This is a genomic window from Smaragdicoccus niigatensis DSM 44881 = NBRC 103563 (assembly GCF_000380645.1).
GTDB classification, from domain to species: domain Bacteria; phylum Actinomycetota; class Actinomycetes; order Mycobacteriales; family Mycobacteriaceae; genus Smaragdicoccus; species Smaragdicoccus niigatensis.
Genome location: NZ_AQXZ01000019.1, coordinates 976,325 through 994,915, shown reverse-complemented (window position 1 = coordinate 994,915; position 18,591 = coordinate 976,325). Strand labels below are relative to the sequence as shown.

At 66.1% G+C, this 18,591-nt stretch carries 1 protein-coding gene (running past both ends of the window); it reads left to right on the top strand.

Every position in this 18,591-nt window falls within one protein-coding gene, locus F600_RS29880, for a non-ribosomal peptide synthase/polyketide synthase (protein ID WP_018163560.1), read on the top strand. The gene is 47,307 nt long; 16,005 of those nucleotides lie to the left of the window and 12,711 to its right, leaving coding positions 16,006–34,596 in view — codons 5,336 (complete) to 11,532 (complete); the first complete codon in view begins at position 1. The start codon and the stop codon both lie outside this window.

Below are 18,591 nucleotides of genomic sequence, written 5' to 3'. Positions count from 1 at the left end.
GCTGTTCGCGACGTGCTCGGTCGCCACGAAGTTCTGCGCACGGTCTACCCGGAGGTCGACGGCGTGGCCGCGCAGGTCATCCTCCCGGCGTCCGCGGTCAAGGCAGACCTCGTCTTCGAGCAGATCGGCGAAGATGCGCTTCTGCCGCGTCTGGTCGAGTTCGTCTCGGCCGGATTCGACGTCACTGCGGAACCGCCGGTTCGCGTGGGTCTCTTCGAAGTCGGGGTTAACGACTACGTCCTGATCCTGTGCGTTCACCACATCAGCAGCGACGGATTCTCGTCCGGCCCGCTCGCTCGCGACGTCATGGTCGCTTACAACGCGCACGTCGCAGGGGAGCAGCCGTCGTGGACGCCGCTTCCGGTGCAGTTCGCGGACTTCGCGATCTGGCAGCGTGAGGTGCTTGGCTCGGAGGACGACGAAAAGTCGCTCATCAGCGAGCAGGTTCGCTACTGGCAGCAGGCCCTCGCCGGCATCCCCGCCGTGCTCGATCTGCCGACGGACCGGCCGCGTCCGGCGGTTGCCTCGTACCGCGGTTCGGTGCGTCGTTTCACGCTCGACGATGCTCTCGTCAGCAAGCTGAACGAGGTCGCGCGAACGTCCGAAACCTCGCTCTTCATGGTCGTCCACTCGGCGCTGGCGGTGCTGCTCGCGCGTCTGTCGGCGACGACAGACATCGCGATCGGTACGCCGGTCGCGGGTCGTGGTGAGCGCGAACTCGACGACATGGTCGGCATGTTCGTCAACACGCTCGTTCTGCGCACGGAGTTCGAGCCGGGAGTGACCTTCGCCGAGGTCCTTCGCACGACTCGCGAGGCGGACCTCGGTGCGTTCGCCCACGCGGACCTGCCGTTCGAGCGTCTCGTCGAGGTGCTCAAGCCAGAGCGTTCGCAGGCCTACTCGCCGCTGTTCCAGGTCATGCTGACCTTCCAGAACATGGCTCCGATCAGCTTCGAACTGCCGGGACTCACGATCTCGGGTGTGCCGTTCGACGACGGCATGGCGAAGTTCGACCTGCAGGTCACGCTCGGTGACAACGGCCAGGGCGGAATGGGCGTCGAGCTCAACTACGCGACCGACCTGTTCGATGCCGACACGATCGACCTGTTCGGTGAGCGCTACATCCGCGTTCTGGAAGCGCTTGCCGCTGACGTGAATTCGATCGCCGGCGAGGTTCCGCTCGTCGACGCTTCGGAGCTCGCACAGATCGATTCGTGGAACAACACGTCGCATGACGTCGACGCATCGCAGACGCTTGTCTCGATGTTCGAGCGTCAGGCAGCGGCTACCCCGAACGCCGTTGCGGTCGGGTTCGAAGGCGAGACAGTCACCTACGCCGAGTTCTCGGCCAAGGTGAACAAGCTAGCCCGTCACCTGCAGTCGATCGGCGTCGGACCGGAGTCGTTCGTCGCGGTCAAGATGCGTCGGTCGACGGACATGCTCGCCGCCATCTACGCCGTCATCACCGCCGGTGGTGCGTATGTTCCGGTCGACCCGGATCACCCGGCCGAGCGCATCGAGTACATCCTCGAAACCGCTCAGCCGGTCGCCGTGATCACCGAGGACTACCTCGCTGAACTCGACCTGACCGATGTCGATGGCGGAGCTCTACCTATCGCCGCCCAGCCCGACAACCTCGCGTACGTCATCTTCACCTCGGGTTCGACCGGTCGTCCGAAGGGTGTCGGCATCGCGCACCGCGCGATCGTCAACCGCCTCGAGTGGATGCAGGGCGCGTACGGCATGACGGCGGACGACGTGGTCGTGCAGAAGACGCCCGTCACGTTCGACGTTTCGGTGTGGGAGCTGTTCTGGCCGCTGCAGGTCGGAGCCCGACTCCAGATCGCGAAGCCCGACGGCCACCGCGATCCCGAATACCTCGCGCAGCTCATGCGCGACGAGCGCGTCACGACGGCACACTTCGTGCCGTCGATGATGGGAGTGTTCGTCTCGAGCCAGGCGGCCGCGAGCGCGACCAGCCTCCGGATGGTCTTCGCCTCCGGTGAAGCCCTGCCGGCCAAGACGGCTCAGCAGCTGCGTCAGCTCATTCCGGGCGTCAAGGTGCACAACCTTTACGGCCCGACCGAAGCTGCGGTCGACGTCTCGTTCCACGAGGTCGTCGATGCCGACACGCTGTCGGTTCCGATCGGTGCGCCGGTCTGGAACACCGGACTGCGCGTCTTGGACGCTCGCCTCAAGCCGGTTCCGGTCGGTGTTCCGGGTGAGCTCTACCTGACGGGTGTTCAGCTCGCGCGCGGCTACGTCGGTCGCGCCGACCTCACGTCTGACCGCTTCGTCGCCGACGAAGACGGCACGCGCATGTACCGCACCGGTGACCTCGTGCATTGGTTGCCGAACGGTGAGGTCGAGTACATCGGTCGTACCGACTTCCAGGTCAAGCTGCGCGGTCTGCGGATCGAACTCGGCGAAATCGAGAACGCGCTCATCGCGCAGGATTCGATCGCCCAGTCCGTCGCCGTCGTCCGCACGGACGGTCCGGCCGAGGCCCTCGTCGCCTACGTCATCCCGGCCGAGGGTCGCGCTGTCGACATCGCCGCCGTGACGGAGGAGATCGGCAAGGTCCTGCCGGAGTACATGGTTCCGGCCGTGATCATGGTCCTTGACGCGTTCCCGCTGAACGCCTCCGGCAAGCTCGACCGCAAGGCGCTGCCGGCTCCGGTCTTCGAGGCCAAGGAGTTCCGCGCGGCGGAGAACGAGACCGAGGCGATCATCGCCGAGGTCTTCAGCGATGTCCTGGGTGGCGTCCGCGTGGGTGCCGACGACTCGTTCTTCGCCCTCGGTGGAGACTCGATTCTGTCGATCCAGCTGGTCGCCCGCGCTCGTGCTCGCGGTGTCGTTTTCACCCCGCGTGACGTCTTCGAGCAGAAGACCGTCACCGGCCTGGCGTCGGTCGCCGTGCTCGGCGAGGCCGAGACCATCACGCTCGCCGAACTGCCCGGTGGCGGTGTCGGTTGGGCGCCGCTCCTGCCGTTCGGCCACGTCATGCTCGAGCGCGGTGGCGACTTCCGCCGCTTCGCGCAGATGCTGACTCTCGAAGTTCCGGCCGCTATCGACCGCGAACAGCTCGCGGCGACCCTGACTGCAGTGATCGACCGTCACGACGTTCTTCGTTCGAAGCTCGTCATCGGCGATGGCCCGGGTCTGGAGATCAGCCCGGCGGGCAGTATCGACGTCGACCCGCTCCTGCACCGCATCCCGGCCGCGTTCGCGGACGCCTCGAACGTCCTGAGCTCGGCGCTCGATCGCCTCGACCCGGTCAACGGCGTCATGCTGCAGTTCGTCTGGCTCGATCGTGGTTCAGAAGAGTCGGGCCGACTGCTCGTCGTCGCGCACCACCTCGTCATCGACGGTGTTTCGTGGCGCATCATCGTGCCGGACCTGGTCCAGGCTTGGGCGCAAATCAGCAACGGCCAGGAGCCGACGCTGGCGAACGTCGGCACCTCGCTGCGCCGCTGGTCGCACGCTCTCGTCGAGCAGGCGCCGGATCGCACGAACGAACTTCCCATCTGGCGGGACGTGCTCGAAGGACCGGACCCGATTCTCGGCACGCGCGTCTTCGACTCGGCCGTCGACACCGTCGCGACGGTGGTCCACCACCATGTCGTGGTCCCGGCCGACGTCACGAACACGCTGCTCACGACCGTTCCGCAGAAGTTCCACGGCGGTGTCAACGACGGTCTGCTCGCGGCCCTCGCACTCGCCATCGGCAAGTACCGGCGCGGCAAGGGACAAGAGTGGGATTCGACGCTGCTGCAGCTCGAAGGCCACGGTCGTGAAGAAGAGATCGTTCCGGGCGCCGAGCTGTCGCGCACGGTCGGTTGGTTCACGAGCGTCTTCCCGGTCCGCCTGGACATCGCCGGAATTGACATCGACGAGGCTCTGGCCGGCGGAAAAGCAATTGGTGACACCGTCAAGTCCGTCAAGGAGCAGCTGCGCGCGCTCCCAGACAAGGGCCTTGGCTACGGTCTGCTGCGTTACCTCAACGAGGACACCAAGGCGGAGCTCTCGGCTTACGCGACTGGTCAGATCTCGTTCAACTACCTCGGTCGCGTTGTCGTTGGTGACGTGCCGGAGGCGCTCAAGAGCCTCGGCTTCCTTCCGGCCGAGGACCTCGGCGATCTGACCGACGAGCGCCCGTCGGACATGCCGGCGAACAAGACGCTCGACATCAACGCCATCGTCACCGACGACGGTGACATGAAGGTGTCGTTCGCCTACCCGTGCGGTGCGATCACGGCCGAAGCGGTCCAGGAGATCGCCACCAACTGGGTCGACGCGATGACCGCGCTCGCGCAGCACGCGGCCGACTCGGCCGCCGGTGGTCTGACGCCGTCGGACGTTCCGCTGGTCAAGGTCGGTCAGCGCGAGATCGCGGCGTGGGAGACCAAGTACCCCGCGCTCGACGACATCTGGTCGCTGTCGCCGCTGCAGAGCGGTCTGTTGTTCCACGCGATGCTCGCCGAGACCTCGGTCGACGTCTACATCTCGCAGATCGTTCTGACGCTCACTGGCACGGTCGACGGGACACGTCTGTCCAACGCCGCCCAGGCGATGGTCGGCCGCTACCCGAACCTGCGCGCCGCCTACGCGACCGCGGCGGACGGTAGCCCGGTCCAGCTCGTCATGGATTCGGTCGAGGTGCCGTTCCGCGAGGTCGACCTCCGCAACGACGCAGACATCGAGGGAACGCTGCGGCAGATGATCCTCGAGGACCGGAAGGCGTGGTTCAACCCGGCCAGCCCGCCGCTTCTGCGCTTCACCCTCGTGCGCACCGCGGACGAGACCTACGAGCTCATCTTCGCCATCCACCACGTTCTCGTGGACGGCTGGTCGATGCCGCTCATGCTCAAGGAACTCCTCTTCCTGTACGCCACCCGGGGCGACACGTCGGCGCTGCCGGCGCCGCGTTCGTACAAGTCGTTCCTGGAGTGGATGCGCGGAGTCGACTTCGGCAAGTCGGTCGAGGCCTGGCACCGCGCCCTCGTCGGAGTCGACGAGCCGACTCTCCTGTCGGACGCCGGGCAGAACCGTGAAATCTCCACGCTCGCAGCCGAATACAAGTGGGAGCTGGCACCTGAGCTGTCCGCTCGCCTGACTGCCTACGCCACCGAACTCGGTGTCACGGTCAACACCGTGATGCAGGCGGTGTGGGGTCTCATCGTCGCCAAGCACACGGGCCGCAACGATGTCGTCTTCGGTAACACCGTCGCCGGCCGTCCGCCCGAGCTCCCGGGCGTCGAGCAGATGATCGGTCTGTTCATCAACACGGTCCCCGCGCGCGTGCGCTTCTCGCCGAACGAGACTGCCGCGTCACTGCTCACCCGTCTGCAGGGGGAGCAGTCCGACCTGCTCGAACACCACTACGTCGGCCTGCCCGAGATTCAGGCGTCGGTCGGCGCAGGTGCCGTGTTCGACACCCTCTACATCTTCGAGTCGTATCCAGTCGACATCGATGAGTCGCAGGCCAGCAACATCGACGGCATGTCGATCACCGACGTCGACATGACCACGATCACGCACTACCCGATGTCGTTCCTGGCGATGGTTGACGACAATCGTGCGCGCTTCACGCTGCAGTATCTGCGTGAACTGTTCGACGAGGCCGAGATCGAGGTCTTCGCTGATCGCGTCAGCCGCGTCCTCGAGACGATCCTCATTAAGCCGGAGGTCTCGCTCGGCGACATCGATCTCATGAGCGCCGAAGAGCGCGACGCGATCGTCGTCGGCTGGAACGACACCGCGCACGATGTCGACCGGACCTTGCGCCTGACCAGCATGTTCGAAGCGCAAGCGCTCGCCACTCCGGACGCCGTCGCGGTGATCTTCGAAGGGGAGTCGCTCACCTACGCCGAGTTCGCCGAGCGGGTCAACAAGCTCGCCCGTCATCTCATCGACATGGGTGTGGGACCGGAGTCGCTCGTCGCGCTGGGTATGCGCCGTTCGCTCGACCTCGTCGTCGGCATCTACGCGGTGCTCACTGCGGGTGGCGCCTACGTTCCGGTTGACCCGGACCACCCGGCGGACCGCACGACGTACGTCCTCGAGACGGCGAACCCGGTGTGCATCCTCAAGACGACACAGGACACGCTGCCGGACAACGACTTCGAGACGATCGATATCGATGTGCTCGACCTGTCGGAGGTTTCGGGCGCGCCGGTCAGCGGCGTGGATGTCCGTCCGGATCACACGGCCTACATCCTGTTCACCTCGGGTTCGACGGGTAAGCCGAAGGGCGTCGTCATCACCCATGAGGCGATCGTCAACCAGATCGCGTACATGGCGACCAAGTACGAGTTCACCGCGGCCGACGTCTATTTCCAGAAGACCGCGACGACGTTCGACGTCTCGTTGTGGGGCTACTTCGTTCCGCTGGCCGTCGGTGCGCGCCTCGTCGTGGCGACTCCGGACGGACATCGCGACCCGCTGTACCAGTCGGCGCGGATGCGTGAAGAGGGCGTCACCTTCACCGACTTCGTGCCGTCGATGATGGCCGTCTTCGCCGCGGAGGCGAACGCTGCTGATCTGGCTGCGCTGCGTATTGCGATCGGTGTCGGTGAGGCGCTGCCGTCGGCAACTGTGGAGGCGTTCCGCCGGATTTCGACCGCCGACATCTACAACATCTACGGACCCACCGAGGCCGCGGTCTCGGTCACTGACTGGCCGGCCGCCGAAATTCTCGGCAACACGGTGCCCATCGGTGTCCCGGAGTGGAACGTCCAGGCGTACGTCCTCGACGCGCGCCTGCGTCCGGTGCCGGTCGGTATCCCCGGCGAGCTGTACGTTGCGGGCGTTCAGCTCGCGCGCGGCTACTTCGAGCGTCCGGACCTCACGAGCGACCGCTTCATCGCGAACCCGTTCACCCCTGGCGAGCGCATGTACCGGACCGGTGACCTCGTCGTATGGCAGCCCGACGGTGCGATCGACTACATCGGCCGTACCGACTTCCAGGTGAAGTTCCGCGGTCAGCGCATCGAGCTCGGCGAGATCGAGGCCGACCTCCTCGACCACCCTGCCGTCAGCCAATCGGTCGTCCTCGTTCGCGAGAGCGAGATCGGCCAGCAGCTTGTCGGATACGTCGTGTGCAACCCGGGCCAGACGGTTCTGCCGGAAGACTTGCGGACGTTCGTTGCCAAGGACCTGCCGAAGTACATGGTCCCCGAGGCGATCATGGTGCTCAGCGAGTTCCCGCTGAACCCGTCGGGCAAGCTCGACCGCAAGGCGCTGCCGGCACCGGTCTTCGCCGCACGTGCGTTCCGTGCGCCGTCGACGCCGATCGAAGAAGTGGTCGCGGGAGTCTTCAGCGACGTGCTCGGCATCGAGCGCGTCGGTGCGGACGATGACTTCTTCTCGCTTGGTGGTAACTCGCTGCTCGCGACGCAGGTCGTGGCACGCCTGTCGGCGGCGCTCGACACTCGCGTCCCGGTCCGCGTCGTCTTCGAGTCGCCGGCGGTCTCCGCGATGGCGGCGGCCCTCGAGTCGCACGCTGGTGAGGGTGGCCGAAAGGCACTCGTCCCGCAGGAGCGTCCGGCCCGCATTCCGCTGTCGCTCGCACAGCAACGCATGTGGTTCCTCAACCGCTTCGATCCCGAGTCGGGCGTCAACAACATCCCGGTTGCGGTTCGACTGACCGGTGCGATCGACAGTGCGGCGCTCAAGAAGGCCGTTCGCGATCTGGTGGCTCGCCATGAGGTTCTGCGCACGATCTACCCCGAGGTCGATGGTGGCGCAGTTCAGCAGGTGCTGACTGTCGCTCAGGCGGGCGTGGAGCTTGCTCTGCATCAGGTCGCTGAGGCTGACGTTCTCAGCACGGTCATCGGCTTCGTGTCCGAGGGCTTCGACGTCACGGTCAAGCCGCCGGTTCGTGCGGCGCTGTTCAGCGTGAGTCCGACCGAGCACATCCTGGCGGTCGTGGTCCACCACATCGCCGGTGACGGTTTCTCGATGGGACCGCTGGCGCGCGACGTGATGATCGCCTACAACTCGCGCGTTGCCGGTGAGGCTCCCGCGTGGGCTCCGCTGCCCGTGCAGTTCGCCGACTTCGCGCTGTGGCAGCGCGACGTGCTGGGTTCCGAGACCGATGCGTCATCGCTCATCAGCCAGCAGGTCAACTACTGGCGCAACGAGCTGGCCGGCATCCCGGCCGTGCTCGACCTCCCGGCGGACCGGCCGCGTCCGGCGATCGCCAGCTACCAGGGTGCGTCGCGCCGACTGGAGATCGACGCCGACACCGCGGACGCGCTGCGTCAGCTGGCCCGTCAGCACGACGCGTCGCTGTTCATGGTCATCCACGCGGCGCTGTCGATGCTGCTCGCGAAGATGAGCGGTACCACCGACATCGTCATCGGTACGCCGATCGCGGGCCGCGGTGAACGCGAACTCGACGACCTCATCGGTATGTTCGTCAACACTCTCGTGCTGCGGACTGAAGTCGACCCGAACCAGCCGTTCAACGAATTCCTCAAGGGCGTTCGCGAGCACGACCTCGGTGCATTTGCCCACGCTGACGTGCCGTTCGAGCGTCTCGTGGAGGTCCTCAACCCGGTTCGTTCGCAGGCCTACGCGCCGCTGTTCCAGGTCATGCTGACCTTCCAGAACATGACACCGGTGTCGCTGGAACTGCCGGAACTCAAGGTCGCCGAGCTCGAATACGAGACCGGCCAGGCCAAGTTCGACCTGCAGTTCACGTTCGCCGAAAAGGAAGCCGGCGGTATCGACCTCGATATCCGCTACGCCAACGACCTGTTCGAAGCGTCGACTGTCGACATCTACGGCGAGCGGTTCATCCGCCTGCTAGCTGCGATTTCGAGTGATTCGCACGTTCCGACAGGTGACGTGTCTCTGCTGGACGACGCGGAACTCGCTCAGTTGACGGGGTGGAACGAGACCGCTCACGAGATCGACACCACCCAGACGCTGGTCTCGAAGTTCGAGGCCGAGGTTCGCCGTTCGCCGGGTGTCGAGGCCGTGGTCTTCGAAGACGAGGCACTGTCGTACGACGAGTTCTCGGCACGAGTCAACAAGCTCGCGCGTCATCTGCAGGCGATGGGTGTCGGACCGGAGTCCTATGTCGCCGTCGGCATGCGCCGCTCGGTCGACATGCTCGCCGCGATCTACGCCGTCATCACCGCTGGTGGTGCCTATGTTCCGGTTGACCCGGACCACCCGGCCGAGCGCATCGAGTACATCCTCGAGACCGCCCAGCCGGTCGCGCTGCTGACCACGACAGCGGACGGGATGACGTCTGCGGTTGCTCCAGTCGTCCTCGTCGACGAGCTCGACCTCAGCGACGTTTCCGATGAGCCGCTCGAGCTCGCGGCAAAGCCGGACAACCTCGCCTACGTCATCTTCACGTCCGGTTCGACCGGTCGACCGAAGGGTGTGGGCGTCAGCCACCGCTCGATCGTCAACCGCATCGACTGGATGCAGGGCGCCTACGGCATGACCAACACCGACGTGGTCGTGCAGAAGACGCCGGTCACGTTCGACGTGTCGGTGTGGGAGCTTTTCTGGCCGCTGCAGGTGGGTGCTCGTTTGGTCATCGCGAAGCCGGACGGCCACCGCGACCCGGAGTACCTCGCGCAACTCATTGCTGAGCAGGGTGTCACGACCGCGCACTTCGTGCCGTCGATGATGGCTGTGTTCGTTGCGTCTGATTCGGCTGACCAGGCCACCAGTCTGCGGATGGTCTTCGCCTCCGGTGAAGCCCTGCCCGCGCAGACCGCACAGAAGCTGCGCCAGCTCATCCCGGGCGTCAAGGTGCATAACCTCTACGGCCCGACGGAAGCTGCCGTCGACGTCACCTTCCACGAGGTCGTCGACGCCGACACGCTTTCCGTTCCGATCGGTGCGCCGGTCTGGAACACCGGACTGCGGGTTCTGGACGCACGCCTGAAGCCGGTCCCGGTCGGTGTTCCGGGTGAGCTCTACCTGACGGGTGTTCAGCTCGCGCGCGGCTACGTCAGCCGGCCGGATCTCACGGCCGACCGCTTCGTCGCAGACGCGGACGGTCAGCGCATGTACCGCACCGGTGACCTCGTGCACTGGTTGCCGAACGGTGAGGTCGAGTACATCGGCCGCACTGACTTCCAGGTCAAGCTGCGCGGTCTGCGTATCGAGCTCGGCGAGATCGAGTCGGCGCTCGCGTCGATCGAGGGCGTCGAGCAGGCGGCGGTCATCGTCTACCACGACGCGCACACGGGCGACCAGCTCGTCGGCTATGTGGTCGGCTCGGACGATGTCGAGATGCTCAAGGGCGAGTTGTCCAAGCACCTCCCGCCCTACATGGTTCCGTCCGCCTGGGTCTTCCTCGACTCGTTCCCGGTCAACGCTTCGGGCAAGCTCGACCGCAATGCGCTGCCGGCGCCGACGTTCGCCGCGAAGGAGTACCGCGCTCCGGAAACGGCGATGGAGCAGGAAGTCGCGGCGGTCTTCGCCGCGGTCCTCGGCGTCGAGCGCGTCGGTGCGGACGACGACTTCTTCGCCCTGGGCGGTAACTCGCTCATGGCGACGCAGGTTGTGGCACGTCTGAGCCAGGCACTCGGACACCGCGTTCCGGTTCGGGTCGTGTTCGACGCATCGACCGTCTCGGGTCTCGCGGCTCGCGTCTCGGCGCACACGGGTGAATCGGCTCGCGCGCCGCTCGCGCCGATGCTGCGTCCGACGCAGATCCCGCTGTCGCTCGCTCAGCAGCGCATGTGGTTCCTCAACCGCTTCGACGTCGAGGCCGCGACCTACAACATCCCGGTCGCCATCCGACTCAGCGGTCGGATCGACGTCACCGTGCTGAATGCTGCTCTGCACGATGTGATTTCGCGTCATGAGAGCCTCCGCACGGTCTACCCGGAGATCGACGGCACGCCATACCAGAAGATCGTCTCGGCGCACGAAGCTCTCGAGCCGATGGTTCCGATCGCGGTTTCCGAGGACGAGGTCATCGCCAAGGCGGCGGCCATCGTCGGCCAGGGCTTCGACGTTGCCGCAAAGGTGCCGCTGCGTGCGGCGCTGCTCCAGGTGACGGACACCGAGTATGTTCTCGTCGTCGTCGTCCACCACATCTCGGGCGACGGTTTCTCGATGGGACCGCTGGCTCGCGACGTCATGGTCGCCTACAGCGCCCACATCGAGGGCGAGGCTCCGTCGTGGGATCCGTTGCCGGTTCAGTACGCGGACTACGCGCTGTGGCAGCGCGAGGTTCTCGGCTCGGAGAACGACCCGGAGTCGCTGGTCAGCGCTCAGGAGAACTACTGGAAGCGTCAGCTTGCCGGTGTTCCGGACGTCCTCGCGCTGCCGATGGACCGCCCGCGTCCGTCGTCGATGTCCAACCGCGGTGCCACGATCCGTTTCGACATCGACGAGTCGCTGCGCGCGGAACTCGCTGATCTGGGCCGGCGCCACAACGCGTCGCTGTTCATGGTCGTGCACTCCGCGTTCGCGGTGCTGCTCAGCCGCCTGTCGGGTACCGATGACATCGTCATCGGCACGCCGATCGCGGGCCGCGGTGACGCTGCCCTCGACGACCTCGTCGGCATGTTCGTCAACACGCTCGCGCTGCGGACGCTCGTCGAGCCGGGCGCCTCGTTCACCGACATCGTGTCGGCTGCGCGGGAGACCGACCTTGCCGCGTTCGATCACGCCGATGTGCCGTTCGAGCGTCTCGTCGACGTCCTCGCACCGCACCGCACGCAGTCCTACACGCCGCTGTTCCAGGTCGCGCTGGCCTTCCAGAACCTCGGCACGACGACCTTCGCGCTGCCGGAATTGACGGTCTCGGCCGTCGAGTTCGACGCCGGCATCTCGAAGTTCGACCTGATGCTCACGATCAGCGAGCCGCTCGACTCCGAGGGGCACGCGGCCGGTCTCACTGCACAGTTCGAGTACGCCACCGACCTGTTCGACCGCGACACGGTCGAAGGCTTCATCACGCGCCTGCGCCGCATTCTGGCGAGCGTCGTCATGCAGCCCGCACAGCCGATCGGCGACATCACGATCCTCGACCCGGCCGAAGAGCGCGATCTGCTCAACCGTCGTTCCGCGACGGCTGCCGAGCCGGGCTTGCTGCCGAACCTCATGGACGCAGCAGTTGCCGCGAACCCAGATGGTGCCGCGATCGTTCTCGGCGACGAAGTGGTCACTTACGCCGAACTCGACGTGTGGTCGAACAAGCTCGCCCGCTTCCTCATCGAGCGCGGTGCGAAGCCGGAAACTATTGTCGCGATCGGTATTCCGCGTTCGATCGAGTCGGTCGTCGCGTGGTGGGCCGTGGCTCGATCGGGTGCGGCATTCGTCCCGGTCGACCCGACCTATCCGGCCGACCGCATCACGCACATGGTCACCGACTCGGGCTCGCTCGTCGGTCTGACGGTGTCCGGTTCGAAGGCCGGTCTGCCGACCGACATCGAGTGGATCGAGATCGACACGCTCGACCTGTCTGGCTATTCGAGCGAGCCGGTCGAGAACAACCTTGTTCCGGACAACCTGGCGTACCTCATCTACACGTCGGGTTCGACCGGTCTGCCGAAGGGTGTTTCGGTTCCGCAGTCGGGTCTCGCGAACTTCGCGGCCGACCAGCGGGAACGGCACAACATCTCGAAGGACTCGCGGGTCCTGCACGTGGCGTCGCCGTCGTTCGACGCGTCGATGCTCGAGCTGCTGTTCGCGCTGTCGGCCGGGGCAACCCTGGTGGTCTCGCCGCCGACGGTCTTCGCCGGTCCGGACCTTGCTGAACTCCTGCGCACGCAGCGGATCACGCACACGTTCATCACGCCGTCGGCGCTGGCGTCGGTCGATCCGACGGGCATCGATTCCATCGAGGTCCTCCTCGCCGGTGGTGAAGCGGTTCCGGCTGAACTCGTCCGCCGTTGGGCACCGGTCGTCGGCAAGATGGTCAACGGTTACGGCCCGACCGAAACCGTCATCTTCTCCAACAACGACACGATGCTCGCGGGCGAGCGCGTCACGATCGGTGCGCCGATCGGTGGTGTGCAGTCGCTCATCCTGGACGCGCGTCTGCGCCCGGTTCCGGTCGGGGTCGCGGGCGAGCTCTACATTGCGGGTGTCCAGGTCGCGCGTGGTTACCACGCCCGTCCGGCCCTCACCGCGGACCGCTTCCTCCCGTTGCCGGGTGGCATGCCGGGCGAGCGGATGTACCGCACCGGTGACGTCGTGCGCTGGACCGAAGATGGCCGCGTCGAGTACGTCGGCCGCTCGGACTTCCAGGTCAAGGTTCGTGGTCTGCGTATCGAGCTCGGTGAGATCGACGCGCGCCTCGCACAGCACCCGGCGGTCGACTTCGCGGTCACCATCGGTCACAAGAACACGGCTGGGGTCACGTCACTCGCGGCCTACATCGTGTTCGTGCCCGGCCAGACCGCCGACAAGGATGCCTTGGCCGCGTGGGTTGGGGAAACTCTGCCCGCCTACATGGTCCCGGCGTCGATCACCGTGCTCGACGAGGTTCCGCTGACCCCGGTCGGCAAGCTCGACCGCAAGGCACTGCCCGAGCCGGTCATCGAGCAGAAGGCGTTCCGCGCGCCGGTCACTGAGACGCAGCAGGTGCTTGCCCAACTCATCGGCGAGATCCTCGGCGTTGACCAGGTCGGTCTGGACGACGACTTCTTCGCGCTCGGTGGTGACTCGATCATCTCGATCCAGCTGGTCTCGCGTGCTCGTGCTCGCGGCATCGGATTCGGACCGCGTGATGTATTCGAGCAGCGCACGGTCGAGGCGCTCGCGTCGGTCACCAAGGCGATCTCCGGGGAGGAGTCCGTCCTCGCGGAGCTCGATGGCGGTGGCGTCGGCACAATGCCGATCCCGCCGATCGTGCAGTGGATGCTCGGCTGGGGTAGTGGCTTCAACCAGTTCGAGCAGACGACCATGCTCGACGTCCCAGCCGGCATGGACCGCGCGGACGTCATCACGGTCGTCGAGGGTGTCTTCGCACGTCACGACATGCTGCGCTCCAAGCTGCACCAGGTCGACGGCGAGTGGGTCTTCGAGGCTCTCGAGTCCGCGGATGTCGACGCTCTGATCCATCGCGTCGACGTGACGCCGGAGAACTGGGAAGCGGTCGCCGAGGCGGAGTTCGCCAACGCCGCCGACCGCCTCGACCCGCAGAACGGCGTCATGGCGCAGTTCGTCTGGCTCGATGGTGCCGACTTTGGCCGCATGATCGTGGTCCTGCACCACCTCGTCGTCGACGGTGTCTCGTGGCGTGTCCTCATTCCGGACTTCGTCAAGGCGTGGGCGCAGGTCAGCAACGGTGCTGAGGTTCAGCTCGACGCGGTCGGAACCTCGGCTCGCCGGTGGGCGCATGCGCTCAAGGACGCTGCCCACGAGCCGGCTCGCGTGGCCGAACTCGGCCTGTGGCTCGATGCCGCCAACACCCCGGACCCGCTGCTCGGCTCGCGTGCCCTGGACCCGAAGGTCGACCTCGCGACGACCGTCGAAAGCATCCAGCTGCGACTGCCGGCCGACGTCACGAGCGCGCTGCTCCGAGACGTTCCGGAGAAGTTCCACGGCGGTGTCAACGACGGTCTGCTCGCGGCGCTCGCGCTCGCGGTGGTCTCGTGGCGCAAGCGTCACGGCATCCAGACCGATGCTGCCCTCATCCGACTCGAAGGCCACGGTCGTGAGGAGCAGGTCGCACCGGGTGCGGACCTGAGCCAGACGGTCGGCTGGTTCACGACGATGTTCCCGGTCAAGCTCGACCTCAGTGCGAGCGGCACCCGTGACATCGGCAAGGTCGTCAAGGCGGTCAAGGAACAGCTCCGCGCGATCCCGGACAACGGCATCGGCTATGGCCTCTTGCGCTACCTGAACGACGAAACCGCAGCTCAGCTGCCGGTCGGCGTGCCGGGCCAGATCGGATTCAACTACCTGGGCCGTTCGACGACCACGGAAATGCCCGAAGGCTTGGGCTGGCTCCCGTCGACCGATGAGATTGCACTGCACGCGGCTGGCGATGAGGACATGCCGGCTCTCGCCGCGCTCGAGATCAACTCGATCACGGTCGGCGACGAACTCACCGCACGGTTCTCGTTCCCGTCGACGCTCCTCGAGCGCGACGCGGTGCAGGAACTCGCGGACCTGTGGGTCGAGAACCTGACGGCTCTCGCCGAGCACGTCAAGGACGCGAACGCCGGTGGCTTCACGCCGAGCGACTTCCCGCTCGTCGAGGTCACGCAGAAGGACATCGACACCTGGAACGGCAAGTACGGCTCGATCAACGACGCGTGGTCGCTCGCTGTTCTGCAGACCGGTTTCCTCTTCCACTCGGTCATGGCCGAGCAGGGTGTCGACGTCTACATCCCGCAAGCGACGATGACGCTCGAAGGCCGGATCGACTCGGCGCGACTGCACAGCGCCGCCGACGCGGTCGTGGCGCGGTACCCGAACCTGCGGACCGCGTTCGTGCTCAGCGAGTACGGCACGCCACTGCAGGTCGTGCTGCCGTCCGGAAAGGTCGGCTGGCATGACGTCGACCTGTCGCACCTGTCGGGTGCCGACCAGGACGCGGAGCTTCAGCGTCTGATCGACGCGGACCGCGGACACAAGTTCGACCTCGCGCAGCCACCGCTCATGCGGTTCACGCTGTACAAGCTGACCGACAGCAAGTCGCAACTGCTGCTGACCTACCACCACATCCTTCTCGATGGTTGGTCGATGCCGCTGCTGCTCAAGGACATGCTGTTCCTGTACGCGGTCCGCAGCGACCAGTCGCTGCTGCCGCCGGTCAAGCCGTACCGGGAGTACCTGCGCTGGCTTGCGAACCGGGACAACAAGGCCTCCCGTGAGGCCTGGCGCGACGCGATGGCCGGCTTCACTGAGCCGACGCTGCTCGCGCCGGGATCGGCGAACCGTGAGGTCACGGCCCTGTCGGGTCGCTACCACACGTCTGTCGACGCGGAGACCACGGCGAAGATCGTCGCCACGGCTGCCGAACTCGGTGTCACCGTCAACACGTTCGTCCAGTTCGCGTGGAGCATCGTCCTCGGTCAGCTGACCAACAGCCAGGACGTCGTCTTCGGTGCCACGGTCTCGGGTCGTCCGGCAGGTCTGCCGGGCGTCGAAGAGATGGTCGGTCTGTTCATCAACACGATCCCGATTCGTGCGCAGTACGGGCTGAGCGAGTCAGTGTCGGTGGCGCTGCGCCGGATGCAGGCGGAGCAGGCCGGACTGCTCGACCACCACTTCACGGGTCTGTCGGAGATCCAGGCGATCACCAAGGTGCCGAACCTGTTCGACACCCTGCTCGTGTACGAGTCCTACCCGGTCGACGCCGAGGGCATCGCCGCGCAGGCCGCGGACATCGACGGCATGGCCGTGGTGGAGATGCAGGGTACGGACTCTGCGCACTACCCGCTCATGGTCCTCGTCGCGCCGGGCACCGAGCTCAAGCTGAGCTCGATCTACCTGCGTGACCTGGTCGACGACCGCACGGTCCACACACTCATCGACCGCCTCAAGCGCGCGGTGACGGCGATCGTCGCGAACCCCAACGGTGCCGTCGGGGATGTTTCGCTGGTCAGTGACTACGAGCGCGAACGCGTGCTCCACAAGTGGACCTCCACCGAGCGCGTTTTCGACCACGAGTCGACGCTGCTCGAGGAGTTCTACCGCCAGTGCGCGGCGACCCCGGATGCGCCGGCTCTCGAGTTCGAGGGCGACGTCGTCACCTACGGCCAGTTCGCTTCGCGGGTCAACCGTCTCGCACGTCACCTGGTGTCGATCGGCGTCGGTCCGGAGTCGCTCGTCGGCCTCGGTCTGCGTCGAAGCAACGACATGATGGTCGCGATCTACGCGATCCTCGCCGCCGGTGGCGCGTACGTCCCGATCGACCCGGACCACCCGGCCGAGCGCGTGGACTACATCCTCGAGACGGCGGCACCGGTCTGTGTGCTCACCGCCTCGTGGGACGAGTGGACCACCGACGCAGCACCGGTCCTCGTCATCGACCAGCTCGACGTCAGCGGTTACTCCGATGCGGCATTGACCGACGCCGACCGGATCCGTCCGCTGCGGCCGTACAACACCGCCTACGTGCTGTTCACGTCCGGATCGACCGGTCGCCCGAAGGGTGTTGCGATTCAACACTTCTCGGTCGTAAACCGCATGACCTGGATGTCCGCGATGTACGCGATCACGTCGCGCGACGTGATCGTGCAGAAGACGCCGACGACCTTCGACGTGTCGGTGTGGGAGCTCATCACGCCGTTCCGCGTCGGTGCCAAGCTCGTCATCTGCAAGCCGGATGGTCACCGCGACCCGGACTACCTCGCCGACCTGATCGTCTCGACGAAGGCCACGCTCGCGCACTTCGTCCCGTCGATGCTGTCGGTGTTCACCGGTTCGGGTCGTGCGGAGGATTGTGTCTCCCTCCGTGCGGTCTTCGCCTCGGGTGAGGCGCTGCCGGGTCGAATCGCGCAGCAGTTGCGCCAGGCGATCCCGGGGATCGAGGTCAACAACCTGTACGGCCCGACCGAAGCGACTGTCGACGTCACGTACCACGAGGTCACCGATGACGACCTCGGCTCGGTGCCGATCGGCCGCCCGCTGTGGAACACCGGCGTCCGGGTTCTCGACGCACGCCTGAACCCGGTTCCGGTGGGAGTTCCGGGCGAGCTGTACCTGACCGGTATCCAGCTGGCCCGCGGCTACGTCAACCGACCGGACCTCACCGCGGACCGCTTCGTCGCGGACGTCTTCGGACAGCCGGGCGACCGGATGTACCGCACCGGTGACCTCGTCCATTGGTTGTCGAACGGCGAGATCGAATACATCGGACGCACCGACTTCCAGGTCAAGCTGCGTGGTCTGCGAATCGAGCTCGGTGAGATCGAAGAGGCGTTGCTGCGCCACGAATCAGTGGCTCAAGCCGCGGTGATCGTTCGCAAGGACGGTCCGGCGGATGCGCTGGTCGGTTACGTCGTCGGCAAGACCGGCACGGCTCCGGACCCCGAGGCGCTCAAGTCGTTCATTGCGGAATCGGTCCCGGAGTACATGGTCCCGGCCGTGATCATGGTGCTCGAGTTCTTGCCGCTCAACGCGTCGGGCAAGCTCGACCGCAAGGCGCTGCCGGCACCGGACCTCGGCGCCGGAACCGAGTACCGCGAGGCGGCCACGCCGGCCGAGCAGGTCATCGCGGAGGTCTTCGCCGAGGTTCTCGGTGCGGATCGTGTCGGTGCGGACGACTCGTTCTTCGCCCTCGGTGGTGATTCGATCCTGTCGATCCAGCTTGTGGCACGTGCTCGCGCCAGAGGTGTGGTCTTCACCCCGCGTGATGTGTTCGAACAGCGCACGGTTTCGGCGCTCGCCGAGGTCGCTCGCGGTGCCGAGGATGCAGTCGTTCTCGAAGAGCTGCCGGGTGGCGGTATCGGTGACGCACCGCTGCTGCCGTTCGGTCACCTCATGCTCGAGCGCGGCGACTACTCGCGCTTCGTTCAGACGTCGACGCTCGAACTGCCGGCTGGCATCACCGAAGAGCAACTGGTCGCGACGCTGAGTGCGGTCGTCGACCACCACGACGCGTTGCGTATGAAGCTCGTCGGCATGTCGGTTGAGATTGCCGAAGCC